At 69.2% G+C, this 26191-nt stretch carries 24 protein-coding genes and 1 pseudogene; 19 read left to right on the top strand and 6 right to left on the bottom strand.

All coding sequences use genetic code 11. The features are described 5' to 3' along the window. The first annotated feature begins 48 nt into the window (after positions 1 to 48). From MBR110_RS14000 to MBR110_RS14020, 5 genes are all read left to right on the top strand, one after another. On the top strand, positions 49 to 207 hold the full coding sequence (locus MBR110_RS14000) for a hypothetical protein (RefSeq protein WP_155625330.1): 159 nt from the start codon (positions 49 to 51) through the stop codon (positions 205 to 207). A 438-nt stretch (positions 208 to 645) separates the two neighbouring features. Beyond that, the gene (locus tag MBR110_RS14005) at positions 646 to 2769 is read left to right on the top strand and encodes a site-specific recombinase (RefSeq protein WP_014722461.1); all 2124 of its coding nucleotides are present in this window, start codon (positions 646 to 648) and stop codon (positions 2767 to 2769) included. A 189-nt stretch (positions 2770 to 2958) separates the two neighbouring features. Continuing rightward, complete coding sequence (locus MBR110_RS14010) at positions 2959 to 4257, top strand: THUMP domain-containing class I SAM-dependent RNA methyltransferase (RefSeq protein ID WP_059474735.1); 1299 nt, start codon at positions 2959 to 2961, stop codon at positions 4255 to 4257. Between the two features lie 290 nt (positions 4258 to 4547). Next, the gene (locus tag MBR110_RS14015) at positions 4548 to 4964 is read left to right on the top strand and encodes a VOC family protein (RefSeq protein WP_011883304.1); all 417 of its coding nucleotides are present in this window, start codon (positions 4548 to 4550) and stop codon (positions 4962 to 4964) included. 73 nt (positions 4965 to 5037) lie between these two features. Beyond that, entirely contained in the window at positions 5038 to 5724 is a 687-nt protein-coding gene (locus MBR110_RS14020) for a helix-turn-helix transcriptional regulator (protein WP_014722459.1), read from the top strand. Positions 5725 to 5916: 192 nt separating this feature from the next. Here the strand turns inward: MBR110_RS14020 and MBR110_RS14025 are convergent, their stop codons facing one another. Next, positions 5917 to 6840 carry a carbon-nitrogen hydrolase family protein gene (locus tag MBR110_RS14025; protein WP_011883302.1) on the bottom strand — a complete coding sequence of 308 codons (924 nt, stop codon included), beginning with the start codon at positions 6838 to 6840 and terminating at the stop codon, positions 5917 to 5919. 108 nt (positions 6841 to 6948) lie between these two features. Between MBR110_RS14025 and MBR110_RS14030 the strand changes: the two genes are divergently transcribed. The 4 genes from MBR110_RS14030 (at position 6949) to MBR110_RS14045 (ending at position 11370) form a co-directional block, all read left to right on the top strand. Further along, a complete protein-coding gene (locus MBR110_RS14030) occupies positions 6949 to 7869 on the top strand; it encodes a LysR family transcriptional regulator (RefSeq protein WP_014722457.1) in 921 nt (306 codons plus the stop codon). A 105-nt stretch (positions 7870 to 7974) separates the two neighbouring features. Continuing rightward, positions 7975 to 8484 carry an NUDIX hydrolase gene (locus MBR110_RS14035; protein WP_011883300.1) on the top strand — a complete coding sequence of 170 codons (510 nt, stop codon included), beginning with the start codon at positions 7975 to 7977 and terminating at the stop codon, positions 8482 to 8484. Further along, positions 8481 to 9635 carry a tRNA 2-thiouridine(34) synthase MnmA gene (gene mnmA, locus MBR110_RS14040; RefSeq protein ID WP_011883299.1) on the top strand — a complete coding sequence of 385 codons (1155 nt, stop codon included), beginning with the start codon at positions 8481 to 8483 and terminating at the stop codon, positions 9633 to 9635. The genes MBR110_RS14035 and mnmA overlap by 4 nt, the downstream gene beginning before the upstream one ends. Before the next feature lie 115 nt (positions 9636 to 9750). Further along, positions 9751 to 11370 carry an FMN-binding glutamate synthase family protein gene (locus MBR110_RS14045; protein WP_011883298.1) on the top strand — a complete coding sequence of 540 codons (1620 nt, stop codon included), beginning with the start codon at positions 9751 to 9753 and terminating at the stop codon, positions 11368 to 11370. Between the two features lie 139 nt (positions 11371 to 11509). Here the strand turns inward: MBR110_RS14045 and MBR110_RS14050 are convergent, their stop codons facing one another. Next, positions 11510 to 12124, bottom strand: a complete 615-nt coding sequence (locus MBR110_RS14050; RefSeq protein WP_034194433.1) for a glutathione S-transferase family protein — start codon at positions 12122 to 12124, stop codon at positions 11510 to 11512. Between the two features lie 172 nt (positions 12125 to 12296). Here MBR110_RS14050 and MBR110_RS14055 point away from each other — a divergent pair, with 172 nt between their 5' ends. From MBR110_RS14055 to MBR110_RS14095, 9 genes are all read left to right on the top strand, one after another. Continuing rightward, positions 12297 to 13694, top strand: coding sequence for an aminopeptidase P N-terminal domain-containing protein (locus tag MBR110_RS14055; protein ID WP_014722455.1), 1398 nt, complete (start codon positions 12297 to 12299; stop codon positions 13692 to 13694). A 167-nt stretch (positions 13695 to 13861) separates the two neighbouring features. Next, a complete protein-coding gene (locus tag MBR110_RS14060; RefSeq protein ID WP_059736010.1) occupies positions 13862 to 15049 on the top strand; it encodes a UbiH/UbiF/VisC/COQ6 family ubiquinone biosynthesis hydroxylase in 1188 nt (395 codons plus the stop codon). A gap of 314 nt (positions 15050 to 15363) precedes the next feature. Further along, positions 15364 to 16431, top strand: coding sequence for a tRNA dihydrouridine synthase DusB (gene dusB / locus MBR110_RS14065; RefSeq protein ID WP_011883294.1), 1068 nt, complete (start codon positions 15364 to 15366; stop codon positions 16429 to 16431). Continuing rightward, positions 16428 to 16661 (top strand): Fis family transcriptional regulator, encoded by a 234-nt coding sequence (locus tag MBR110_RS14070; RefSeq protein ID WP_006476892.1) that lies wholly within the window; start codon positions 16428 to 16430, stop codon positions 16659 to 16661. The genes dusB and MBR110_RS14070 overlap by 4 nt, the downstream gene beginning before the upstream one ends. Before the next feature lie 44 nt (positions 16662 to 16705). Further along, on the top strand, positions 16706 to 18271 hold the full coding sequence (gene purH, locus MBR110_RS14075; protein ID WP_011883293.1) for a bifunctional phosphoribosylaminoimidazolecarboxamide formyltransferase/IMP cyclohydrolase: 1566 nt from the start codon (positions 16706 to 16708) through the stop codon (positions 18269 to 18271). Positions 18272 to 18422: 151 nt separating this feature from the next. After that, positions 18423 to 18965 carry a crossover junction endodeoxyribonuclease RuvC gene (gene ruvC, locus MBR110_RS14080; RefSeq protein WP_011883292.1) on the top strand — a complete coding sequence of 181 codons (543 nt, stop codon included), beginning with the start codon at positions 18423 to 18425 and terminating at the stop codon, positions 18963 to 18965. A 217-nt stretch (positions 18966 to 19182) separates the two neighbouring features. Further along, on the top strand, positions 19183 to 19764 hold the full coding sequence (gene ruvA, locus MBR110_RS14085) for a Holliday junction branch migration protein RuvA (protein ID WP_011883291.1): 582 nt from the start codon (positions 19183 to 19185) through the stop codon (positions 19762 to 19764). A gap of 121 nt (positions 19765 to 19885) precedes the next feature. After that, on the top strand, positions 19886 to 20953 hold the full coding sequence (gene ruvB / locus MBR110_RS14090; RefSeq protein ID WP_011883290.1) for a Holliday junction branch migration DNA helicase RuvB: 1068 nt from the start codon (positions 19886 to 19888) through the stop codon (positions 20951 to 20953). Between the two features lie 29 nt (positions 20954 to 20982). Then, the gene (locus MBR110_RS14095) at positions 20983 to 21936 is read left to right on the top strand and encodes an oxygenase MpaB family protein (protein ID WP_059668911.1); all 954 of its coding nucleotides are present in this window, start codon (positions 20983 to 20985) and stop codon (positions 21934 to 21936) included. Positions 21937 to 22038: 102 nt separating this feature from the next. On the opposite strand, the gene MBR110_RS14100 is transcribed toward MBR110_RS14095, so the two are convergent. From MBR110_RS14100 to tyrS, 3 genes are read right to left on the bottom strand one after another with little or no spacing between them, the layout of a single operon-like run. After that, positions 22039 to 22701, bottom strand: a complete 663-nt coding sequence (locus tag MBR110_RS14100; protein WP_011883288.1) for a histidine phosphatase family protein — start codon at positions 22699 to 22701, stop codon at positions 22039 to 22041. Positions 22702 to 22724: 23 nt separating this feature from the next. Then, positions 22725 to 23183 carry a D-aminoacyl-tRNA deacylase gene (dtd, locus tag MBR110_RS14105; RefSeq protein WP_011883287.1) on the bottom strand — a complete coding sequence of 153 codons (459 nt, stop codon included), beginning with the start codon at positions 23181 to 23183 and terminating at the stop codon, positions 22725 to 22727. Continuing rightward, positions 23180 to 24421, bottom strand: a complete 1242-nt coding sequence (gene tyrS / locus MBR110_RS14110) for a tyrosine--tRNA ligase (protein WP_011883286.1) — start codon at positions 24419 to 24421, stop codon at positions 23180 to 23182. Before tyrS ends, dtd begins: the two co-directional genes overlap by 4 nt. A 181-nt stretch (positions 24422 to 24602) precedes the next feature. Between tyrS and MBR110_RS14115 the strand changes: the two are divergent. Further along, positions 24603 to 25712: pseudogene (locus MBR110_RS14115) on the top strand (anhydro-N-acetylmuramic acid kinase); the annotation flags it as partial. An 88-nt stretch (positions 25713 to 25800) separates the two neighbouring features. On the opposite strand, the gene erpA reads toward MBR110_RS14115, so the two are convergent. Continuing rightward, positions 25801 to 26172, bottom strand: coding sequence for an iron-sulfur cluster insertion protein ErpA (erpA, locus tag MBR110_RS14120; protein WP_011883284.1), 372 nt, complete (start codon positions 26170 to 26172; stop codon positions 25801 to 25803). Positions 26173 to 26191: the final 19 nt, after the last annotated feature.

Below are 26191 nucleotides of genomic sequence, written 5' to 3' on the forward strand. Positions count from 1 at the left end.
GTGGATGCGAGCGCATGGGGGGTGTGGGTGCGTGGCTCGTATGGACGTATGGGGCGTGTAGCCGCATCGTTCGTGTCGCCCGCGTCGTTCGTGTCGTTCGTGTCGTTCGTGTCGTTCGTGTCGTTCGTGTCGTTCGTGTCGTTCGTGTCGTTCGTGTCGTTCGTGAAGTTCGCGGAGTCCATATCGCCCGTGTCGCTCACTGCGTAACCCGTCTGGTCCGTGCGGCCCCTGTAACTCGTCCGGCCCACCTGACCCGGTAACCCGTTCCAGCAGCATCACCGATCACGCCCGCCGGCCGCACGGCCCACACGAGATCCCGGCCCTCACCCGCCTCGCCTCGCTCGTCGAAATCGGCAAAAACCGGCGTCACGCAACGCGGTCAGCTTGCCTTTTCGCGGCCAATTGACGATCCTACGCTGTCCCCGACCCGCGCCGCCTGTCGTGCGGGCCAGCCGATGGCGCACCGCCCCGGTCCGACCGAGCGCCGCGCGAGCGCAGGCCCGCGACGGCCCACGCACGGCGCGTGGCGACCGTCCGCCCATCGTCCGGCTTGCCCGACCCGCGTCACCGTTGCCCTCGGCGCCGCGCCGCGTTTCCGGCCGGCATCCCGAACCCGCCCACCCGTGGGCTTTCGCTATTCCGTTTATGTTTCGTTCCCTGACGACCCTGATCAAGAAGTGGCGCGCGTCGCGCAATGCCAGCCACCAGCTCGATGCGCTGCTCGCGCACGCCGACGCGCACGCGTCGTACGCCGAACGCAGCGAATGGCTGATCGAGCTCGCGCACTGGCTGCGCCGCAACGGCGCGATGCAGCCCGGCCAGGACGCCCCGGCCGAGCGCGACGCCGACGCGCGCGCGTATCCGGCCCACGCGCGACTGCGCTACCTGTTCCACGTGCTCGACCGCAATCCCGCGTGGAAGTCGCACGCCGCGCGCATCCTGCGCGGGATCCTGCGCGAATGCGACGGCATCTCGCTGCTGTGCGACGCCGGGATGCCCGTGCATTCCGGCTTCTTCGGCGCGCTGTTCGAGCGGATCGACTCGTCGCTGATCCCGCCCGCGCCGAACCGCCGCGAACTGTCGGCGCTGTTCACGCTGATGTTCCCGACGCCGGAGGACGCGCAATGGATCGACGCGCTGCCCGACGACCTGCTCGGCCGCTTCGCCGAACTGTTCACGTTCGACGTCACCGACGCCGAGCGCCACGAGCCCGGCTCGTTCTCGCGCGACCTGCTGGCCGCGCTGCACAACCTGACCTGCCAGATCAGCTCGACCGGCCTGTCGCAGACGGTGCGCAGCCGCCTGTCCGACGACGATGCGCGCAAGCCGCTCGAAGGCCAGCCGTTCTACCGCCTCACGCGCGCGATGCTCGCGGTCGAGACCGCGCATGCGGCGGCCGAGGACGGCGGCGATCCGAGCAAGCTGCTGCACGAGGTGAACTATCTGCGCGTGCTGCTCGACGAATGCCGGACCGCGGTCGACGACGTGTTCGCGCACCTGTACCGCAACGGCGTGTCGGTCGACATCGTGTTCCAGGTCGAGCGGATGCGCATGCGCATCCAGCGCGCGGAACTGCTGCTCAACGCATGGATGGCCCGCGACGACCTGCGCGACATGGCGCGGCTCACCGCCGAGCTGGTCGACGCGAACCAGAACAGCCAGAGCGTCTCGCATCTGATGCGCAGCAACTTCTCGCTGTTCGCGCGCAAGCTCGTCGAGACCAACGCGGACACCGGCGAGCACTACATCTCGCGCGGCCGCGCCGAATACCTGAAGATGCTGCGGATGGCCGCGGGCGGCGGCCTCGTGACGGTCGCGACGGTGTGCGTGAAGTTCGCGATCACCGGCTCGCACCTGCAGTCGATGCTCGAAGGGCTGCTCGCGGGTGTCAACTACGCGGCGAGCTTCATGCTGATGCACTTCCTGCATTTCACGCTCGCGACCAAGCAGCCGGCGATGACCGCGCCCACGCTCGCGCGCGAACTCGACGACACCGGCCACGACGAAGGCGTGAAGGCGTTCGTCGCGTCGGTGATCGCGCTGATCCGCACGCAGGCCGCGGCGATCTCCGGCAACGTGCTCGTCGTGTTCCCCGTCTGCCTGCTCGTGCAGCTGCTCGCGGGCAACCTGCTGCACGCCAACGTGATCTCGCCGGCCAAGGCGCACGCGACCCTGCATTCGTTCTCGCTGCTCGGCCCGACGCCGTTCTACGCGGCGCTGACCGGCGTGCTGCTGTGGACGTCGAGCCTGCTCGCCGGCTGGGCCGACAACTGGTTCGTGCTGCACCGCGTCGGCGACGCGCTCACGTACAACCGCCGCCTGCGGCTCACGCTCGGCGCGGCGGGCGCCGCGAAGCTCGCGCACTTCTGCCGCTCGAACGTCGCCGGCGTGGTCGCCAACGTCGGGCTCGGGCTGATGCTCGGCCTGGTCCCGGCGATCGTCACCGTGTTCCTGTTCCCGTTCGAGGTGCGTCACGTGACGCTGTCGGCCGGCGCGATCGGCGTCGCGATTGGCGTGCTCGGCCAGGACGCGCTGCGCACGCCCGAACTCTGGTGGGCCTGCGCCGGCGTGCTGAGCATGGCGATCCTCAACGTGCTGGTGAGCTTCGTGCTCGCGTTCACGATGGCCGTGCGCTCGCGCAGCCTGCGCCGCACCAAGGTGCGCGCGCTGGTCGGCGCGATCGTGCGCACGGTGCTGGCGAAGCCGTCGGCGCTGTTCTGGCCGGCCGGCGCACCGGCCGCTCGCGCGGGCCAGCCGGGCTCGCACTGACGGTTCGACGGGCCGGCGGCGCACGCGCGGCGGGGCCGCCCGGCCCGCCGCGACGTCCGGTCGGCCGGCGCGCGCGCACCGGCCGCGCGCGGGCCGCACGCCGAAACGGACGCCAAAACGGACGCGGCGCCGGCTGAGGCCGCCCGCGCCGCGTACAATGGTGGACTTTTGCACGTCCTCACCCGCCTCATGTCCTCGCCTACCCTGTACGAATTCTTCGCTCCCTGCCCGCGCGGCCTCGAAGCGGCGCTCGCCGCCGAGCTGGCCGAGATCGCCGGCCGCCACCTGAACGGCGCGCCGTTCACCGCGGGCGCGCAGGTGCCGGGCGGCGTGCACTTCCGCGGCGGCTGGGCCGCCGGGATGGCCGCGAACCTGCACTCGCGCATCGCGAGCCGGATCCTGCTGAAGATCGCGCACCGCGCGTACCGCAACGAGCAGGACGTCTACGCGCTCGCGCTCGAGCAGCCGTGGGAGCGCTGGTTCGCGTCGACGCAGACGCTGCGCGTCGACATCACCGCGATCAAGTCGCCGCTGAAGAGCCTCGAATTCGCGACGCTGCGCGTGAAGGACGCAATCTGCGACCGGATGCGCGAGAAGACCGGCTCACGCCCGAGCATCGACACCGGCGCGCCGGACATACGCGTGTTCGCCTTCCTCACGACCGGCGAATGCACGCTGTATCTCGACACGTCGGGCGAGCCGCTGTTCAAGCGCGGCTGGCGGCTCGACAAGGGCGCGGCGCCGCTGCGCGAGAACCTCGCGGCCGGCATCCTGCGTCTGACCGGCTGGACGCCCGGCACGCCGCTGTACGACCCGATGTGCGGCAGCGGCACGTTCCTCGCGGAAGCCGCGCAGATCGCGCTGGGCGTCGCACCGGGCGTCGAGCGCCGCTTCGGCTTCGAAAAGCTCAAGCAGTACGACATCACCGCATGGCAGGGCCTGAAAGTCCCCGCGCTCGACGCGAAGCGCGCCGCGCGCAGCAAGCGCGATCCGCTCGGCGTGTACGGCAGCGACATCTCGGGCGACATGCTCGACAAGGCGCGCGCGAACCTCGAACGCGCCGGCGTGCCGTCGGTATGGCTGAAGCAGATCGACGCCCGCGCGATGACGCCGCCGTGCGACGGCCCCGGCATCATCCTCGCGAACCCGCCGTACGGCGAGCGGATCGAGGTGCGCGGCCGCAGCGCGCGCGGCGAGGTGCGCGAGACGGGCCGCAACCGCGGCAACGACGACGCGTTCCGCCGCACGCACACCGACGCGCCCGACAGCGAGTTCTTCAACGCGCTCGGCGATGCGCTGAAGCAGCGCTTCACCGGCTGGCAAGCGTTCCTGCTGAGCTCCGACCGCTCGCTGCCGGGCCAGCTGCGCCTGCGCGAATCGGCGAAGACGCCGCTGTTCAACGGCGCGCTCGAATGCCGGCTGTTCCGCTTCGACCTGATCGCCGGCAGCGTCAAGGCGCGCCCGGCCGCTGCGGAAGGCGACGTGTGACGCGCCGCTCCCGCGCACCGGCCGCTGCGGCCGGCTGCTGACAGCCAGTCCCCGACGCCCGGCATTCGCCGGGCGTTGTTACTTGCGGCGCCGATGCGTGCGCCGCTTCGTCTGCCGTACCTTCCACCCCACCGTCCGCTTCGGCGCTGCGCTGCGCGCCGGCGCGCGGTGCGTTGTCAGTACCGCCATCACTACTGACAGCACGCTGTCAGGAGCCCGCGTTCACACTGCAATCCCGGCGCAATGCAAGGCTGGTTTCCATCAAGAATCCGAACAACAAGGAGCTCGTCATGACGTCCGCGACTGCAAACGCAAACGCACCCGCAACCCTCGACCGTGCCATCGCATGGTTCGACATCCCGTCGCTCGATTTCGACCGGGCGATCCGCTTCTACGAAACCGTGCTGCAGACGACGCTGCATCGCGACGTGATCGGCGGCGTGCCGATGGCCGTGTTCGATCACGAGGCGTCGAACACGGGCGGCAGCATCGTGTTCGATCCGCAGCAGATGAAGCCGAGCGCGAACGGCGTGCTCGTGTACCTGAACGCCGGCGAATCGGTCGTCGCAGCGCTCGAGCGTGCGAAGCGCGCGGGCGGCGTCGTGCAGGGCTCGGTGGTCGAGCTGCCGAACAACTACGGCTACATCGGCTACCTGATCGATACCGAGGGCAACCGCGTCGGCCTGCACGCGCCGAAATGCCACTGAGCGCAGCCGCGAGCGGGCCGGCGCGGCGCTATCATCGCGGCAATCCCCTCACCGCAGGAGTCGAGGTGCCGCGATGACGCGCCGTGCCGACCGCCTTTTCCAGATCGCCGAGCTGCTGCGCGGGCGCCGCCTGACGACCGCCCAGCAGCTGGCCGACTGGCTGTCGGTGTCGCCGCGCACGGTTTATCGCGACGTGCGCGACCTGCAGCTGTCGGGCGTGCCGATCGAGGGCGAAGCGGGCATCGGCTACCGGCTGAACCGCAACGCGAGCCTGCCGCCGCTCACGTTCACCGCCGAGGAGCTCGCGGCGCTCGCGGTCGGCGCGCGGATGCTCGAAACCTGGGGCGGCGCCCGCTTCGCCGGCGGCGCGCGCTCGGCGCTCGCGAAGATCGCGTCGGCGATGCCCGCCGACAAGCGCACGGCGCTCGATCGCCTGCCGGTGTTCGCGCCGTCGTTCCACATCGACGAAACGTTCTGCGCGAAGGTCGATGCGATCCATCAGGCCGTCGATACGCGCCACATCGTCAGCTTCGACTACCGCGACCGGCTCGGCGCGCACACGAAGCGCCGCGTGTGGCCGCTCGGGCTCGTCTACTGGGGCGGACGCTGGACGATCGGCGCGTGGTGCGAGCTGCGCGACGATTTCCGCACGTTCGACATCGCGCGGATGGGCGACATCACGCTGCACGAGCAGTTTCCCGACATGGAAGGCCGGCGCATCGCCGACTACATGCGGATCGCGCAGGCGCCGAGATGCTGACGCGCGCGCCGCGCGCACGAAGCGCGCCGCGCGCAACCACCATCGCGATCGCGACCCGCCAGGTTCACTGCGCCGCCGGCTGCGTCGGCCGGGACGGCGCCGCGTTCGCACATCGCGCCCACCGCCCGGCCTTGAAGCGCGGCCGCGCGGCGAGCTCCGTGCGCCGGCGGAGCGGCGCTTCGCATCCCGCCGTCAGCCGTTGAACACCACCGGCCGCTTCGGGCGCTCGTCGACGTGCAGCGAAAACACGTCGGCGCGCGCGTAGTGCCCGACCACGTCGAAGTCGTAACGCGCGCGGACCAGCTCGTCGGTATCGATGCGCGCCGTCACGAGGCCGGGCTCGCCGATCAGCGGCTCGGTCAGCAGATCGCCGAGCGGCCCGACGATCACGCTGCCGCCGCGGATCAGCGGCCGCTCCGGGTCCCAGCCCGGCACGTCGATGCCCAGCGCGCGCGGCGACGGCTGCACCTGGCACGCGCTCACGACGAAGCAGCGGCCTTCGTGCGCGATGTGGCGCATCGAGCTTTGCCACAGATCGCGCTCGTCGACGGTCGGCGCGCACCAGATCTGCACGCCTTTCGCATACATCGCGCAGCGCAGCAGCGGCATGTGGTTCTCCCAGCAGATCGCGGCGCCCGCGCGGCCCGCGGCCGTGTCGACCACCGGCAGCGTCGAGCCGTCGCCCTGCCCCCAGATCAGCCGCTCGGTGCCGGTCGGCATCAGCTTGCGGTGCTTCGCGACGAGCCCGTCGCGCGGATCGAAGAACAGCGCGGTGCAATACAGCGTGCTGCCGCCGCGCTCGATCACGCCGATCACGAGGCTCGCGCCCGTGCGCTGCGACAGCGCGGCCAGTTCGTCGGTTTCCGGTCCCGGCACGTCGATCGCCTGCGCCGCATAGCGCGCGTACGCCTCGCGGCCCTCGGGCAGCCGGTAGCCGAGCCGCGTGCCGAACGTCTCGCCTTTCGGATAGCCGCCGAGCACCGCCTCGGGCAACACCACGAGCGATGCGCCGCTGTCGCGGATCGCGGTTTCGTAAGCGAGGATCGCGTCGAGCGTGGCGCGCGTGCCGGCCGGCGATGCGCCGATCTGCAGCGCGGCGATGACTGAGGTGGACATGAAGGCGTCTCCGGTGAAGGTGTCGAACGGGATGGAAAGGGATCGAATGGAAGACGCCATCTTTGCCGATATCATGTCATCGATCAAATCGATAGCACGATAACTGACATGAATGCGGATGATATCGCCGGGCTCGACCTGAACCTGCTGAAGGTCTTCGAGGCGCTGTACGAGGAAGGCGGCGCGAGCCGCGCAGCTTTGCGGCTCGGCCTCACGCAATCGGCGGCCAGCGCCGCGCTGGCGCGGCTGCGCGTGATCTACGCCGATCCGCTGTTCGTGCGCACCGGCCGCGGGCTCGCGCCGACGCCGCGCGCGGACGAATTGAAGCCGATCCTGTCGGACGCGCTCGACCGCTGCCGCGCGAGCCTCGCGATCGCCGCCGACGCGGGCGAGCGGATCGGCCGAACGATTTCGGTCGGGCTGTCGGACGACTTCGAGATCGCGCTCGGCCGCCCGCTGATCGACGCGGTCGCGCGCGACGCCGCGGGTATCCGCCTGATCTTCCGGCAGACGCACAGCGGGATCGCCGGCGACGCGCTGCTGCGGCACGGCGTCGATCTCGCGATCGCGTCGGGCGGGTTTTCCGCGCACGGGCTCAGCCGGCGCGCGGTCGCGACCGGCGGCTACGCATGCGTGATCGACCCGGCGGGCAGCGCTCGCGCGCCGCGCACGCTGTCGCTCGCGGAGTTTCTGCGGCGCGATCACGTGCTGGTGTCGTCGGGCGGCGTGATCGGGATCGTCGACGAGGCGCTGGCGGCGCTCGGCCACAAGCGGCGCGTCGCCGCGTCGACGACGCACTTCGCCGCGCTGCCGTACCTGCTCGCGGGCTCCGACGCGGTCGCCACGATTCCGGCGCACGCGGCCCGCGCGATCGCGCGCGCGACGTCGCTGCGCGCGCTCGCGTGCCCGGTCGAGCTGCCGCACTATCCGGTCGAGATCGGCTGGCGCACGAGCGCGCAACGCGACCCGGCCATCGTGCGGGTGCGCGACGCGATCGCAGCGTGCGTCGCGACGATCGTCGCGGCGTGACGGCCGGGTGACCTGGCGACTTGGCGACGTTTCGGGTCCAAAAGGGTCGGATAGATCACCCGACCGCCCGGCACCCGCCGGTCGCAACCGGTAAAATGTCGAACCATGAAACCCGAAATCTGGACCCCGCATGTGACCGTCGCGGCGCTCGTCGAGCGCGACGGCCGCTTCCTCGTGATCGAGGAAGAAACCTCGACGGGCCTGCGCATCAACCAGCCGGCCGGCCATCTGGAGGCCGGCGAAACGCTCGCCGACGCCGTGATCCGCGAGACGCTCGAAGAAACCGCGCATCCGTTCGTCCCCACGGCGCTCGTCGGCGTCTACCTCGCGCACTACGAGCGCCCCGGCAGCGCGGGCGCGACCTATCTGCGCTTCACGTTCTGCGGCACCGCGGGCGAACCGCTGCCCGGTCACGCGCTCGACGACGGCATCGTCCGCACGCTGTGGCTGAGCGCCGACGAACTGCGCGCGTGCAGCGAGCGTCACCGCTCGCCGGCGGTGATGCGCTGCGTCGACGACTATCTCGCCGGGCGGCGTATCCCGCTCGATTTCGTGCATACGCATTCGGTCGCGCCGCGGCCGCAAGCATTCGACCGTCAGGCGGTGAACAAATGAGCAAGCGCCGTGTAGTGGTGGGCATGTCGGGCGGTGTCGATTCGTCGGTGACCGCGTGGCTGCTGAAGGAACAGGGATACGACGTGGTCGGCCTGTTCATGAAGAACTGGGAAGACGACGACGACGGCGAATACTGCTCGACGCGCCAGGACTGGATCGACGTCGTGTCGGTGGCCGATCTGATCGGCATCGACGTCGAAGCCGTGAACTTCGCGGCCGAATACAAGGACCGCGTGTTCGCCGAATTCCTGCGCGAGTACTCGGCCGGCCGCACGCCGAATCCGGACGTGCTGTGCAACGCCGAGATCAAGTTCAAGGCGTTCCTCGATCACGCGATGTCGCTCGACGCCGAGATGATCGCGACCGGCCACTACGCGCGCGTGCGCGAGCGCGACGGCCGCTTCGAGCTGCTGAAGGCGTTCGATCACACGAAGGATCAGTCGTACTTCCTGCACCGGCTGAACCAGGCGCAACTGTCGAAGACGATGTTCCCGCTCGGCGAGATGCCGAAGACGAAGGTGCGCGAGATCGCCGCGCAGATCGGCCTGCCGAACGCGAAGAAGAAGGATTCGACCGGCATCTGCTTCATCGGCGAACGGCCGTTCCGCGACTTCCTGAACCGTTATCTGCCGACCAAGCCCGGCCCGATGAAGACGCCCGACGGCAAGCGCGTCGGCGAGCACATCGGCCTCGCGTTCTACACGTTCGGCCAGCGCAAGGGCATCGGGCTCGGCGGCAGCAAGGACGGCAGCGGCGAGCCGTGGTTCGTCGCCGCGAAGGACATCCCGTCGAACACGCTGTACGTCGTGCAGGGCCACGACCATCCGTGGCTGCTGTCGCACGAGCTCGTCGCGGGCAACGTCAGCTGGGTCGCCGGCGAGCCGCCGGCCGACGGCTTCGCGTGCGGCGCGAAGACCCGCTACCGGCAGGCCGACGCGGCATGCCGGTTCGGCGCGGCCGCAGCCGGGCCGGCCGGCGAGGCGCGCTTCACGCTCGCGTTCGACGACGCGCAATGGGCCGTCACGCCCGGCCAGTCGGCCGTGCTGTACGACGGCGAGATCTGCCTGGGCGGCGGCATCATCGAGCACGCGGCCAGCGGCCGCGATGCTGCTGCTGCGGCCCCCGCAGCGGCACTCGTCGAAGCACGCTGACACCCATTCGGTTTAGACTTGCGGCACGCCGCGCCCGGCGCAACACGATTGCACCGAGGCCGGCGCGCCGCCGTCGCAGCGTACGCATGGCGGCCTACTTTCACGGAGTTCCCCCATGCTTTCCAGACGTTACCTCGCGATGTGGGGTGCCGTGCTGTTGCTCGCCGCCGCAGCCGCACTCGCGTCGATCCATGCGCTGTCCTGGCTGTGGATCATTGTCCCCGTCGCCCTCGTCGCCCTCGGCCTGTACGACCTGAACCAGGACCGCCACGCGATCCTGCGCAACTATCCGCTGTGGGGCCATTTCCGCTTCCTGTTCGAGTTCATCCGCCCCGAAATCCGCCAGTACTTCGTCGAGGACGACACCGACGAGAAGCCGTTCTCGCGCGCGCAGCGCAGCCTCGTCTACCAGCGCGCGAAGAACGTCGCCGACAACCGCCCGTACGGCACCGAGCTGAACGTGAAGTCGGTCGCGCACGAATGGATCAGCCACTCGCTCGCACCGACCCGGCTGCCGAACCACGACTTCCGCGTGCGCGTCGGCGCGAACCGCGCGCAGCCGTACGACATCTCGGTCCTCAACGTCTCGGCGATGAGCTTCGGGTCGTTGTCCGCGAATGCGATCCGCGCGCTGAACCTCGGCGCGAAGAAAGGCGGCTTCGCGCACGACACCGGCGAAGGCTCGTTGTCGAAGTATCACCGCGAGCACGGCGGCGACATCATCTGGGAGATCGCGTCCGGCTACTTCGGCTGCCGCAACGACGACGGCACGTTCAACCCGGACAAGTTCGCGAAGCAGGCGGCCGACCCGCAGGTCAAGATGGTCGAGATCAAGCTGTCGCAGGGCGCGAAGCCCGGCCACGGCGGCGTGCTGCCGGCCGCGAAGATCACGCCGGAAATCGCCGAGACGCGCGGCGTGCCGATGGGCAAGGACTGCATCTCGCCCGCGACGCATTCCGAATTCTCGACGCCGCGCGGGCTGCTCGAATTCGTCGAGCGGCTGCGCACGCTGTCCGGCGGCAAGCCGACCGGCTTCAAGCTGTGCATCGGCCATCCGTGGGAGTTCTTCGGGATCGCGAAGGCGATGATCGAGACCGGCATCGTGCCGGACTTCATCGTCGTCGACGGTGCGGAGGGCGGCACCGGTGCGGCGCCGCTCGAATTCACCGACCACGTCGGCGTGCCGCTGCAGGAAGGCTTGCTGATGGTGCACAACACGCTCGTCGGGATCGGCGTGCGCGACCGCGTGAAGATCGGCGCGAGCGGCAAGATCATCAGCGCGTTCGACATCGCGCGCACGCTCGCGATCGGTGCGGACTGGGTGAATTCGGCGCGCGGCTTCATGTTCGCGGTGGGCTGCATCCAGGCGCAGCACTGCCACACCGACCGCTGCCCGACCGGCGTCGCCACGCAGGACCCGGTGCGCCAGCGCGCGCTCGTCGTGCCCGACAAGGCCGAACGCGTGTACAACTTCCATCGCAACACGCTGCATGCGCTGCAGGAGCTCGTGCAGGCGGCCGGCCTCGGGCATCCGTCCGAGCTGCGCGCGCATCACATCGTGCAGCGCGTCGCGCCGCACGAGGTCCGGCTGATGTCACAGCTGCTGAAGTATCTGAAGCCGGGCGCGCTGCTCGAGGGCCGCACTTGCGGCTATACGCTGTACGACAAGTGGTGGCCGATCGCGCGCAGCGATTCGTTCGTGCTCGGCGAGAATGCGTACGCGTCGATCGAATGACGTCAGCGCGGCGCGGTGGTTGATCGGTTGATCGGTTGATCGGTTGATCGGTTGATCGGTTGATCGCCGCATCCGCAAAAAAGAAAAGCGCCCGAGCGGCGCTTTTCTTTTGTCTGCTCAATCCGCGGCGCGTGGCCGCTCAGCCCTGCGGCAGCGTGTCGACGAACGTCTGCCGCTGCGACAGCTTCGCGAAATGCTTGTCGAGGTTCGGATGACGGTCGCGCCAGTTCAGCTCGGGCATCCGGAAGTCCAGGTAGCCGAGCGTGCAGCCGAGCGCGATGTCGGCGAGCGTGTAGTGATTGCCGACGCACCAGGTCTTGCCGCCGAGGCCCTGCGACATCGCGACCAGACCGTCGTCGATCTTGCGCTGCTGGCGTGCGATCCAGCTCGCGCTGCGCTGCCCTTCCTCGCGCAGCGTGTGCTCGAGACGGATCGCCACCGACGCGTCGAGCACGCCGTCACCGAGCGCTTCCCAGCAGCGCACTTCGACGCGCTCGCGCCCGGACGGCGGAATCAGCTTGCCGACCGGCGACAGCGTGTCGACGTATTCGCAAATCACGCGCGAATCGAACACCGCCGCACCATCTTCCATCACGAGACACGGGACCTTGCCGAGCGGATTCGATGCCTGAATGTTCGTGTCCGGCGCCCACACGTTCTCGAGCTCCAGCTTGTAGTCGATCTTCTTTTCAGCGAGCACGATCCGCGCCTTTCGGACGTACGGGCTGCTGAGCGAACCGATTAATTTCATCATCTGCCTTTTTAAGGGAACCGCCGAGAGTATACGTTGTCGCCGATCATAACCGGCCGGTGCGACGGGGTAGAAAATCGGCCGTCCTGCCTGTGGATGGTTTGCAACAGCCGACGCCGGCGCGCCGCCGACTCCCGTCTCACGCGCCGCGTCCGGCGGCGCTACAATCGCACGAATGAATGCGCCCCTCGATACCGCCATCGCCGTCGACGTCTACCGCCAGCGCCGCGAACGCGTGCTTTCCGCACTGCGCGCCGCCGGCGGCGGCGTCGCCATCGTCCCCACCGCGCCCGAAATGCTGCGCAACCGCGATACGGCCTACCCGTACCGGCACGACAGCTACTTCTACTACCTGACGGGCTTCACCGAGCCGGATGCCGTGCTCGTGCTGAACGCGGCCGGCCCGCAGGGCAGCCCGCAATCCATCCTGTTCTGCCGCGCGAAGAACGCCGACCGCGAAACCTGGGAAGGCTTCCATTACGGGCCCGACGCCGCGCGCGACGCGTTCGGCTTCGATGCGGCTCATGCGGTCGACGTGGTCGACGCCGAAATGCCGCGCCTGCTCGCCGACGCGGGCACCGTGCACTACCGCTTCGGCGCGTCGACGCAGTTCGAGCGCCAGCTCGCCGGCTGGCTCGAGGCAGTGCGCGCGCAGGCGCGCGCGGGCGTCGCCGCGCCCGATGCGCTGCGCGACCTCACGCCGCTGCTCGACGACATGCGGCTCGTGAAGGACGAACACGAGCTGGCGATCATGACGCGCGCCGCGCACATCTCGGCGCTCGCACATTGCCGCGCGATGCAGGCGTGCCGGCCCGGCATCCGCGAATACGAACTCGAGGCCGAGCTGCTGTACACGTTCCGCAAGTACGGCGCGCAGGCGCCCGCGTACGGGTCGATCGTCGCGGCCGGCGCGAACGCGTGCGTGCTTCACTATCCGGCCGGCAACGCGGCCGCGCGCGACGGCGACCTGATCCTGATCGACGCCGCCTGCGAGCTCGACGGCTACGCGTCGGACATCACCCGCACGTTCCCGGCGAACGGACGCTTCTCGCCCGCGCAGCGCACGCTGTACGACATCGTGCTGGCCGCCCAGCAGGCGGCGGTCGACGCGACGCGCGCGGGCGTGCCGTTCGAGGCGCCGCACGACGCGGCCGTGCGCGTGCTCGCGCAAGGGCTGCTCGACACGGGAATCATCGCGAAGACGCGCTTTTCGAGCGTCGACGACGTGATCGCCGAGCGCGCGTATGCGCGCTTCTACATGCACCGCACCGGCCACTGGCTCGGCATGGACGTACATGATTGCGGCGACTACCGCGAGCGCCTCGCCGCGCGCGACGCCAACGGCGCGCTGCCGTGGCGCACGCTCGCGGCCGGCATGACGCTCACCGTCGAACCCGGCCTGTACGTGCGCGCCGCCGACGACGTGCCGCCCGAATACTGGAACATCGGCATCCGCATCGAGGACGACGCGATCGTGCGCGAGCATGGCTGCGAGCTGATCACGCGCGACGTGCCGGTCGCGGCCGCCGACATCGAGGCGCTGATGCGCGCGGGCGCGGCGCACGGTGGGTGAGTGTGCAGGCGCGGGGCTCGTTGTTGCTTCGTCGTTGCTTCGCCGTCGCGCTGCGGTTGCTTCACCGTCGCTTCGCCTCACCGTCGCGCCGCAGTCGCTTCGCCGTTGCCTCGCCGGTGATCTGCCATTGATACGCCGTTCCCAGTTACCCCGTTTCACGAACACCGATGACGACCGCTTCCTCCCCGGCCACGCCGGAATATGACCTTGCCATCGTCGGCGCGGGCCCGGTCGGGCTTGCGCTGGCCGGCTGGCTTGCGCGACGCAGCGCCACGCAGCACGCGTCGATCGCCCTGATCGACGCGCGCGAGCCCGCCGCGAGCGCGAACGATCCGCGTGCGATCGCCGTGTCGCACGGCAGCCGCGTGCTGCTCGACACGCTCGGCTGGCCGGCCGATGCGACGCCGATCGAACACATCCACGTATCGCAGCGCGGTCATTTCGGCCGCACGCTGATCGACCGCGACGAGCACGACGTCGCCGCGCTCGGTTACGTGGTGCGCTACGGTTCGATCGTGCAGACGCTCGCGCGTGCCGTGCACGGCACGCGCGTCGACTGGCTCACGTCGACCACCGCGCGCGCGCCGCAGCAGGACGCCGACGGCGTCACGCTGACGCTCGACGGCCCGCACGGCGAGCGCACGCTGCGCGCCCGGATCGTCATCAACGCCGAAGGCGGCTTGTTCCACGAGCGGCAGGCCGATGCCGACAAGCATCGGCGCGACTACGGGCAGACCGCGATCGTCGGCACGGTCACCGTGTCCTCGCCGCGCCCGAACGTCGCGTGGGAGCGCTTCACGCACGAAGGGCCGCTCGCGCTGCTGCCGCTCGGCGGCCCGCGCCAGGCCGACTATGCGCTCGTCTGGTGCTGCGCGCCCGACGAGGCGGCGCGCCGCGTCGCGCTGCCCGACGATGCGTTCCTGCACGAGCTCGGCACCGCGTTCGGCGAGCGCATGGGCCGCTTCGTCGCGATCGCCGCGCGCGCATCGTTCCCGCTCGGGCTGGCCGCGGCGCAAACGCTCGTCAACGGCCGCGTCGCGATCGTCGGCAACGCCGCGCAGACGCTGCATCCGGTGGCCGGCCAAGGCTTGAACCTCGGCCTGCGCGATGCACACACGCTCGTCGACGCGGTGTCGGCGCAGGGCTTCGAACCGACGGCGCTCGCCGCCTTCAACGCGCGGCGCGCACTCGACCGGCGCTTCACGATCGGCGCGACCGACACGCTCGCGCGCCTGTTCACCGTCGATGCCGGGCCGCTGCCGCTGCTGCGCGGCGCGGCGCTCACCGCGCTCGAATTCGTGCCGCCGCTGAAGAAGGCGATCGCGCGCCAGATGATGTTCGGCCAGCGCAGCTGAGCGGGCGGCGGGTTCGGTGCATTCGGCGCGTTCGGCGCGTTCGATGCGTTCGATGCGTTCGGCTCGTTCGGCTCGTTCGGCTCGTTCGGCTCGTTCGGCTCGTTCGGCTCGTTCGGCTCGTTCGGCTCGTTCGGCTCGTTCGGCTCGTTCGGCTCGTTCGGTGCGTTCGGCGCATTCGGCGCGTTCGACATGATCGGTCGAACCCGGTCAAACCGGGTCAAATCGGCGGGGCATGGGAATACGGTAAAATGCGCGTTTTCCCTCCGCCCTTTTTGGCCCGCGACGTCCCGGCGCTCGCGGGCGGTGCCATTGCGATGCCCGTTATCGGCTCTCACGTTCTGCGCAACAACCTGTTCGTCGCCCCGATGGCCGGCGTCACCGATCGTCCGTTCCGCCAGCTGTGCAAGCGGCTCGGCGCCGGCTACGCGGTGTCCGAAATGGTCGCGTCGAATGCGCAGCTGTGGAAGAGCGCGAAGACGATGCGGCGCGCCAACCACGAGGGCGAAGTCGAGCCGATCGCAGTGCAGATCGCCGGCGCCGATCCGGCAATGATGGCCGAAGCGGCCCGCTACAACGTCGACAACGGCGCGCAGATCATCGACATCAACATGGGCTGCCCGGCGAAGAAGGTCTGCAACGTCGCGGCCGGCTCGGCGCTGCTGCAGAACGAGCCGCTCGTGCAGCGCATCGTCGAGGCCGTCGTCGCGGCGGTCGGCACGGGGCCGGATGCGGTGCCCGTCACGCTGAAGATCCGCACCGGCTGGGATCGCGAACACAAGAACGCGGTCACCGTCGCCCGCCTCGCCGAAGCCGCGGGCATCTCGATGCTGACGGTGCACGGCCGCACGCGCGCCGACCTGTACCACGGCGACGCCGAGTATGAAACCATCGCGGCCGTGAAGGCGGCCGTCGGCATTCCGGTCGTCGCGAACGGCGACATCGCGTCGCCGGCGAAAGCGAAGGCCGTGCTCGACGCCACCGGCGCCGATGCACTGATGATCGGTCGCGCCGCGCAAGGCCGTCCGTGGTTGTTCCGCGAAATCGATCATTTCCTGCAAACCGGCGAGCTGCTGCCGCCGCCGCGCATCGACGAGATCCGGCAGGTGATGAACGAGCACCTGGAAGATCACTACGCGTTCTATGGCGAATTCACCGGAGTCCGTACTGCGCGCAAGCACATCGGCTGGTACACTCGCGGCCTTTCCGGTGCCAACGGGTTCCGGCACAGGATGAACACGCTCGATTCCACCCGCGAGCAGCTCGCCGCCGTCAACGCATTCTTCGACGCGCAAGAGGCGCTGTCGGACCGCCTCGTGTACGTCGACGACGAACCCGAAAACGGCCAGCGCGAGTCGGACGACCATAACCAGTTAGCAGCATGAGCAAGCACAACATCGAACAATGTGTCCGCGAGAGCCTGGACGTGTATTTCCGGGATCTAGACGGCTCCAATCCGCACGACGTCTATGAAATGGTGATGTCCTGCGTCGAAAAGCCGATGCTCGAGGTCGTGCTCGTACAGGCCGGCGGCAACCAGTCGCTCGCCGCGGAGTATCTCGGCATCAATCGCAACACGCTGCGCAAGAAGCTGCAGCAGCACGGCCTGCTGTAGCCGGCCGTCCCGTCCCCGTTTCCCTGGCTATTGGTGGTTCCATCATGATCAAGCAAGCGCTCATTTCCGTTTCCGACAAGACCGGCATCGTCGACTTCGCGAAGTCGCTGTCCGACCTCGGCGTCAAGCTGCTGTCGACCGGCGGCACCGCGAAACTCCTCGCCGACGCCGGCCTGCCCGTGACCGAAGTGGCCGATTACACGGGCTTCCCGGAAATGCTCGATGGGCGCGTGAAGACGCTGCACCCGAAGGTGCACGGCGGCATCCTGGCGCGCCGCGATCTGCCCGAGCACATGCAGGCGCTCGAACAGCACGACATCCCGACGATCGACCTGCTGGTCGTGAACCTGTATCCGTTCGTCGCGACGATTGCGAAGGACGACTGCACGCTCGCCGACGCGATCGAGAACATCGACATCGGCGGCCCGACGATGCTGCGCTCGGCCGCGAAGAACCACCGCGACGTGACCGTCGTCGTCGATCCGGCCGACTACGCGGTCGTGCTCGATGAAATGAAGGCGAACGGCAACGCGATCGGCTACGCGACCAACTTCCGCCTCGCGACGAAGGTGTTCGCCCACACCGCGCAATACGACGGCGCGATTACGAACTACCTGACGAGCCTGACCGACGAGCTGCAGCACGCCTCGCGCAGCACGTATCCGGCCACGCTGAACCTCGCGTTCGACAAGGTGCAGGACCTGCGCTACGGCGAGAACCCGCACCAGAGCGCCGCGTTCTACCGCGATCTGGCCGCACCGGCCGGCGCGCTCGCGAACTACCGCCAGCTGCAGGGCAAGGAACTGTCGTACAACAACATCGCCGATTCCGACGCGGCGTGGGAATGCGTGAAGACGTTCGACGCACCGGCGTGCGTGATCATCAAGCATGCGAACCCGTGCGGCGTCGCGGTCGGCAACGACCCGGCCGACGCATACGCGAAGGCGTTCCAGACCGACCCGACGTCGGCGTTCGGCGGCATCATCGCGTTCAACCGCGAAGTCGACGAGGCAGCCGCGCAAGCCGTCGCGAAGCAGTTCGTCGAAGTGCTGATCGCGCCGTCGTTCTCGGCCGCCGCGCAGCAGGTATTCGCCGCGAAGCAGAACGTTCGCCTGCTCGAGATCGCACTCGGCGACGGCCACAACGCATTCGACCTGAAGCGCGTGGGCGGCGGCCTGCTCGTGCAGTCGCTCGATTCGCGGAACGTGCAGCCGAGCGAGCTGCGCGTCGTCACGAAGCGCCAGCCGAGCGCGAAGGAAATGGACGACCTGCTGTTCGCATGGCGCGTCGCGAAGTACGTGAAGTCGAACGCGATCGTGTTCTGCGGCAACGGCATGACGCTGGGCGTCGGTGCAGGCCAGATGAGCCGCGTCGACTCCGCGCGCATCGCGAGCATCAAGGCGCAGAACGCGGGCCTCACGCTGGCCGGCTCGGCCGTCGCGTCGGATGCGTTCTTCCCGTTCCGCGACGGTCTCGACGTGGTCGTGGCCGCGGGCGCGACCTGCGTGATCCAGCCGGGCGGCTCGATGCGCGACGACGAAGTGATCGCGGCGGCCGACGAACACGGCATCGCGATGGTGCTGACGGGCGTGCGTCACTTCCGTCACTGATCGCTCGCGGCCCGTGCGGCCGCGGCTCGAGAACCCGGCGGCAGCCTGCGCGCCGGGTTTTTTATTGCGCGGCGCCGATGCACGCTGTCGTGCGGCCGGCGCCGCGCACCGTTCGTTGTAGTATCGCTGCATCCCGTCTTTCTCCTCACTCATGCGAATTCTCGGCATCGACCCCGGCCTGCGCGTCACCGGCTTCGGCGTGATCGACGTCAGCGGCCATCGGCTCGCGTATGTCGCGAGCGGCGTGATCCGCACGCCGACCGCCGACCTCGCCACGCGGCTCGGCACGATCTTCCAGGGCGTGTCGACGCTCGTGCGCGAACACGCGCCCGACCAGGCCGCGATCGAACAGGTGTTCGTCAACGTCAACCCGCAGTCGACGCTGCTGCTCGGGCAGGCGCGCGGCGCCGCCATCTGCGGGCTCGTCGCGGGCGGGTTGCCGGTTGCCGAGTACACCGCGTTGCAACTGAAGCAGGCCGTCGTCGGCTACGGCCGCGCTACCAAATCGCAGATGCAGGAGATGGTCACGCGGCTCCTCAATCTGTCGGGCCAGCCGGGCAGCGACGCGGCCGACGCGCTCGGGATGGCGATCTGCCATGCACACAGCGGCAATACGCTCGGCACGATCAGCGGCCTCGCGCCGGCGCTCGCGCGCAAGGGCCTGCGTGTGCGACGCGGGCGGCTCGTCGGCTGACGCGGGCGGCCTCGTCGGTCCGGCGCGCGACACGGCGGATCGTCTCGCACGAAACGTGTGCGTAGTCGCGGTGCGCCGTTTCGCGGGTTTGCCGGTTCGCCATTTCGCCGGCCTTGCGCAACTCGCGCACCTCGCGCAAGCACCCCCGGCACCCTCCCATCGGCATCGCGCCGCAGCTGCGCTACACTCGCGCTTTCTTCCTCGCATCCCGCCATCCATGATCGGTCGCATCGCCGGCATCCTGCTCGAAAAGAACCCGCCTCACCTGCTCGTCGACTGCAACGGCGTCGGCTATGAAATCGACGTGCCGATGAGCACCTTCTACAACCTGCCGCAAACGGGCGAGCGCGTCGTGCTGCTCACGCAGCAGATCGTGCGCGAGGACGCCCACCTGCTGTACGGCTTCCTGACGCCGCAGGAGCGCACGACCTTCCGCGAGCTGCTGAAGATCACCGGCATCGGCGCGCGCATGGCGCTCGCGGTGCTGTCCGGCATGAGCGTGCAGGAGCTCGCGCAAGCCGTGACGATGCAGGACGCCGCCCGCCTCACGCGCCTGCCGGGAATCGGCAAGAAGACCGCCGAACGCCTGCTGCTCGAACTGAAGGGCAAGCTCGGCGCGGACCTCGGTGCGCTCGCCGGCGCCGCGTCGCCGTCCGACCACGCGGCCGACATCCTGAACGCGCTCGTCGCGCTCGGCTATTCCGAAAAGGAAGGTCTCGCGGCGATCAAGAACGTGCCGGCCGGCACCGGCGTGTCCGACGGCATCAAGCTCGCGCTCAAGGCGCTGTCGAAGGCGTAACGGCCGGGCTGTCGGGCTGTCGGGCCGGGCTGTCGGAGCCAGTGTTGCGCCGCCGGGCGGCGCGCGCCAGTCGGCCGTTCGGCCGATTCGGGCGCGCGACGGCGCGCGGTACAATGCCCGCATGATTGAAACCGACAAACTCGCCGCCGAGCGGATCATCGCCGCCACGCCCGCCTCGTCGCACGAGGAGGTGTTCGAACGCGCGCTGCGGCCGCGCCAGCTCGACGATTACGTCGGCCAGGAGAAGGTGCGCGGTCAGCTCGAGATCTTCATCGAGGCCGCGAAACGCCGCTCCGAGCCGCTCGACCACGTGCTGCTGTTCGGCCCGCCGGGCCTCGGCAAGACCACGCTCGCGCACATCATCGCGCGCGAGATGGGCGTGAATCTGCGCCAGACGTCGGGCCCGGTGCTCGAGCGCGCCGGCGACCTCGCTGCGCTGCTGACCAATCTCGAAGCGAACGACGTGCTGTTCATCGACGAGATCCACCGGTTGTCGCCGGTCGTCGAGGAAATCCTGTATCCGGCGCTCGAGGATTACCAGATCGACATCATGATCGGCGAAGGTCCGGCCGCGCGCAGCGTGAAGCTCGATCTGCAGCCGTTCACGCTGGTGGGCGCAACGACGCGCGCGGGGATGCTCACCAATCCGCTGCGCGATCGCTTCGGGATCGTCGCGCGGCTGGAGTTCTACGACGCCGAGCAGCTGTCGCGCATCGTGCGGCGCTCGGCGGCACTGCTGAACGCGCAGATCGACCCGAACGGCGCGCTGGAAATCGCGAAGCGCTCGCGCGGCACGCCGCGGATCGCGAACCGGTTGCTGCGCCGCGTGCGCGACTACGCGGAAGTGAAGGCCGACGGACAGATCACCGCGGCCGTCGCCGATGCCGCGCTCGCGATGCTCGACGTCGATCCGGTCGGCTTCGACCTGATGGACCGCAAGCTGCTCGAAGCCATCCTGCACAAGTTCGACGGCGGCCCGGTCGGCATCGACAACCTCGCGGCCGCGATCGGCGAGGAGCGCGACACGATCGAGGACGTGCTCGAACCGTACCTGATCCAGCAAGGCTTCCTGCAGCGCACGCCGCGCGGGCGCGTCGCGACGCTGCTCACCTACCGCCATTTCGGGCTGTCCGCGCCGGCGGCCGGCAGTGCGGAAGGCAGCATGTGGAACACGCCCGACGGCGCGTAGCCCGCCGCGTCGCTCCCGGCCAACCAGCCATGACCACGCCGCCCCGTCGTCATCCCGCCGCGCCGAGCGCGGGCCCGCGCTGGATCGAGCCGCTGCGCAAGCGGCTCGCGGCCGGCGTCACGCACCTGACGACCGGCAGCGGCGGCCCGTCGATCGACTATTCATCACCGCCCGGCGACCCCGGGCTGTTCGGGCCGGACGCGGTCTGCTGGCGCGTACATGCGGATTTCGCGTCGATGATGACCGGCGGCGTCTCCGCGCTGCTGTTGCAGGCGCTTCATCCGCTCGCGCTGGCGGGCGTCTGGGATCATTCGTCGTTTCGCACCGACATCCTCGGCCGCCTGCGCCGCACGGCGACGTTCATATCGGGCACCACGTTCGGCAATCGCGCGGACGCGCTCGCGCTGATCGAGCGCGTGAAGGCCATTCACACGTGCGTATCGGGCACCGCGCCCGACGGCCGCCCGTACCGCGCCGACGATCCGGCGTTGCTCACGTGGGTGCATGTCGCGGAAGTATCGAGCTTCCTGGCCGCGCATCTGCGCTATGTGAATCCGGCGCTGAGCGGCGAATGTCAGGATCGCTATTACGCGGAAACCGCGCAGATCGCCGAGCGCCTCGGCGCGCAGGCCGTGCCGCGCTCGCGCGCGGAGGTCGCCGCCTATCTCGCGCGCATGCAGCCCGAGCTCGAAGCCGGCCCGCGCACGTTCGAAGTGATCCGCATCCTGCTGAACGCGCCGCTCGCGAAGCCTGCGCTGCGGCCGGCCGCCACGCTGGTGATGCACGCCGGGATCGACCTGTTGCCGCCGTGGGCGCAGCAGATGCTCGGCCTCGCACGGTTCGCGCCGCTGCGGCGGGCGGTGGTCCGGCCCGGTGTGCGCGCAGTCGCGCCGGTGCTGCGCTGGGCGCTCGTGAACGGCGTATCGAAACGCGCACGGCGCCGCGCCAGCTCAGCGCCGTCGGGCGGCGAGCCGCCTGCATGACGGTGAGTCGGTAAGTCGCTCAGTAGGTCAGAGTCACCAACGCGCGGCCGGATGCCGGCAACGCACTGACGCCCGCCAACCCGTCACGCCGATGCGACCGCCTCAGAGCACCTTGCGATAGCCGTCGTCGTCGCTCGCGGCGTCGAGGTGCGACACGTCGGCCCACTGCACGACCTGCGCGCGGCCGTCAGCGTAATCGACGACGTTGATGCTCGTGTTGAGCAATTGATAGTTGCGCGGCGCCGCGAGATCGAGACCGTTGGCGAAGCGGTACACGCAGTCGAGCACGCCGCCGTGCGCGACGCACGCGATGCGGCCGCCCGGATGAGCGACGACGATCGGTTCGAGCGCATGCAGCACGCGATGATAGAACGCGCGCTGCGACTCGCCGCCATCGGGCGCGAAGCCCGGGTCGCGGGTCTGCCATGCGGCGTATGCATCGGGAAACAGCGTCTCGATCTCGGTGCTGTCATGGCCCTGGAACGCGCCGTATGCGCGCTCGCGCAGCCCTTCGCGCAACTGGAGCGGCAAGCCGAGCGCGTCGGCAAAGGGCTGCGCGGTCTGTTGCGCCCGCATCAGGTCGCTCGAATAAACGGCGTCGAGGCGCTGCCCCTCGCGCGCTTCGCGCGCAAGCCGCACGGCGAGCCGCTGCGCCTGAGCGAGCCCCGAGTCGGCCAGCGGAATGTCGATGTGGCCCTGGATGCGCTTGATGCGGTTCCAGGCCGTCTCGCCGTGACGGATGAACAGGATCTGCGTGGTCGCCATCGCGGCGCGCCTCCGGGAAAGAATCAGGGCCGCACTTGCAGCCAGAACGTCACGGGGCCGTCGTTGACGAGCGATACCTGCATGTCGGCGCCGAACTCGCCGGTCTCGACGATCGGGTGACGCTCGCGCGCGGCCGCGACGAAGTAATCGAACAGGCGCTTGCCTTCTTCGGGCGGCGCGGCCGGCGTGAAGCTCGGCCGCAGCCCGCTGTTGGTGTCGGCCGCCAGCGTGAACTGCGACACGAGCAGCAGGCCGCCCGCGCGGCCCGCGCCGTCGATGTTCGACACCGGCAGGTTCATCTTGCCGGCCGCGTCGCTGAACACGCGATAGCCGAGCAGCTTCGCGAGCAGCTTGTCCGCCGCGGCCTCGGTGTCACCGCGCTCCGCGCAGACCAGCGCGAGCAGGCCCGCGCCGATCTCGCCGGTCGTACGCTCGCCGACTTGCACGTCGGCGCGCTTCACGCGCTGGATCAGCGCGATCATGCGGTCAGCGTGACGCGCGCGAAGCGGCGCTTGCCGACCTGCACGACGAACTCGCCGGCGTCGACCTTCAGGCCCTTGTCGGACACGGTCGCGCCGTCGATCTTCACGCCGCCCTGCTCGATGTTGCGCAGCGCTTCGCTCGTCGACGGCACGAGGCCCGCCTGCTTCAGCAACTGGCCGATCGCGAGCGGCGCGCCTGCGAGCGTGACCGACGGGATATCGTCCGGCACGCCGCCCTTCGCGCGGTGATTGAAGTCCTCGAGCGCGCGCTCGGCGTCGGCCTGCGAGTGAAAGCGCGCGACGATTTCCTGCGCGAGCAGCACCTTGAAGTCGCGCGGGTTGCGGCCGCCTTCGGCTTCGCGGCGGAAGCCGGCGATCTCGTCGAGGCTGCGGAACGACAGCAGTTCGAAGTAACGCCACATCAACGTGTCCGAGATGCTCATCAGCTTGCCGAACATGTCGGTCGGCTTCTCGCTGATGCCGACGTAGTTGCCCTTCGACTTCGACATCTTCTCGACGCCGTCGAGCCCTTCGAGCAGCGGCATCGTCAGAATGCACTGCTGTTCCTGGCCGTACTGCTTCTGCAGTTCGCGGCCGACCAGCAGGTTGAACTTCTGGTCGGTGCCGCCGAGCTCGAGGTCGGCGTTCAGCGCGACCGAGTCGTAACCCTGCATCAGCGGGTACAGGAATTCGTGGATCGAAATCGGGATGCCGCTCTGGAAGCGCTTCGTGAAGTCCTCGCGTTCGAGGATCCGCGCGACCGTGTAGCGCGACGCGAGCTTGATCATCCCGTCGGCGCCGAGCGGCATCGACCACTCGCTGTTGTAGCGGATCTCGGTCTTGTCGCGGTCGAGCACCAGCGCGGCCTGGTCGAAGTAAGTCTTCGCGTTCGACTCGATCTGCTCGCGCGTGAGCGGCGGGCGCGTCGCGTTGCGGCCGGACGGATCGCCGATCAGCGACGTGAAATCGCCTATCAGGAAGATCACCGTGTGCCCGAGGTCCTGCAGCTGGCGCATCTTGTTCAGCACGACCGTATGGCCGATGTGGATGTCGGGCGCGGTCGGGTCGAGCCCGAGCTTGATGCGCAGCGGCTTGCCGGTGGCCGCGCTGCGCGCGAGCTTCTGCGCGAACTCTTCCTCGATCAGCAGTTCGTCGACACCGCGCTTCGTGACGGCGAGCGCGTGGCGGACTTCGTCGGTGATCGGGAAAACGGGCTTGGAACTGGGTTCGGTGCTCATCGGTGCCAGGAAGAATGTCGCAAAGACAGGGATTTTCCCATAACTTGCGCGCGCATCGCTTAACGACGCGTCAGGTTGCGCGGATAATCGGGTGCGAGGCGCGCGGCACCGGCCCGCGCCGTTCGATCCAGGAGAACCCAACGTGCCGCAACGACACCCGCAACCTGCCCATCCGGCCGACGGCGTCTACTTCGGACTCATGTCGGGAACCAGCATGGACGGCGTCGACGGCGTCGCGGTCCGGTTCGAAACGGGCCGCGCGCCGGTCGTGCTCGCCGAAGCGTTCGTCGGCTTCGCGCAATCGCTGCGCGACGCGCTGTTCGCGCTACAGCAGCCGGGCGACGACGAGATCGACCGCGAGTCGGTCGCCGCGAATGCGCTCGTCGCGCGCTATGCGGTGTGCTGCCACGAGCTGCAGCGTACGGCCGGCCTGTCGCGCGACGACGTGCGCGCGATCGGCGTGCACGGCCAGACGGTCCGGCACCGTCCCGAACGCGGCTACACGCGTCAGCTGAACAATCCGGCGCTGCTCGCCGAGCTCACGCATGTCGACGTGATCGCCGACTTCCGCATGCGCGACGTCGCGGCCGGCGGCCACGGCGCGCCGCTGGCGCCGGCGTTTCATGCGACGGTGTTCGGCGCGCCGGGCGACACGCGCGTCGTCTGCAACCTCGGCGGCATCAGCAACATCACGATCCTGCCGGCTGAAGGCAGCGACGTGCGCGGCTTCGACTGCGGGCCGGCGAACGCGTTGATCGACGCATGGGCGACGCGCCAACTCGGCAAGCCGTACGACGACGGCGGCAAGTTCGCCGCGCGCGGCACCGTGCATGCGGCGTTGCTCGACGCGCTGCTGGACGAACCCTATTTCACCGCGCCGCCGCCGAAAAGCACCGGGCGCGACCTGTTCAGCGCGGCGTGGCTCGACGCGAAGCTGGCCGGCTTTGCGCAGGTTGCGCCGGAGGACGTGCAGGCGACGCTGACCGCGCTCACCGCGGTGTCGGTCGCTCGCGAGATCGCGCGGCACGCAGCCGGCTGCAAGGCCGTGTTCGTCTGCGGCGGCGGCGCCCGCAATCCCGTGCTACTCGACGCGCTGCGTCGCGCGCTGCAGGAAGCCGGCGTATTAGCCACGGTAGACACGACGGCCGCGCTCGGCGTGCCGCCGCAACAGGTCGAGGCGCTCGCGTTCGCATGGCTCGCGTACCGCTTCACCGCGCGCCTGCCCGGCAATTTGGCCAGCGTGACGGGCGCGGCCGGCGAGCGCGTGCTCGGCGCGCTGTATCCGCGCTGATCCGATGACGCGCGGCGCGCGGACATGAAAAACGGGGCATCAAGCCCCGTTTCTTATTCCGGCGAACCGGACAGGATCCGAGTCGCGCTCAGACCGAGAACGACGAGCCGCAACCGCAGGTGGTCGTGGCGTTCGGGTTCTTGATCACGAACTGCGCGCCGTTGAGGTCGTCCTTGTAGTCGATCTCGGCGCCGACCAGATACTGGTAGCTCATCGAGTCGATCAGGAGCTGGACGCCGTTCTTGTCCATCACGGTGTCGTCCTCGTTGACTTCCTCGTCGAACGTGAAGCCATACTGGAAGCCCGAGCAGCCGCCGCCTTGCACGAACACGCGCAGCTTCAGGTCGGGATTGCCCTCTTCGTCGATCAGTTGCTTGACCTTGTCGGCCGCGGCGTCGGTGAAGACGAACGGGACCGGCATTTCGGCCGTCGTTGCTGCGGATTCGTTAACAGCGTTCATGCGAACTCTCCAAAAAGCT

This window comes from Burkholderia sp. MBR-1, assembly GCF_013822785.1.
GTDB lineage: Bacteria > Pseudomonadota > Gammaproteobacteria > Burkholderiales > Burkholderiaceae > Burkholderia > Burkholderia vietnamiensis.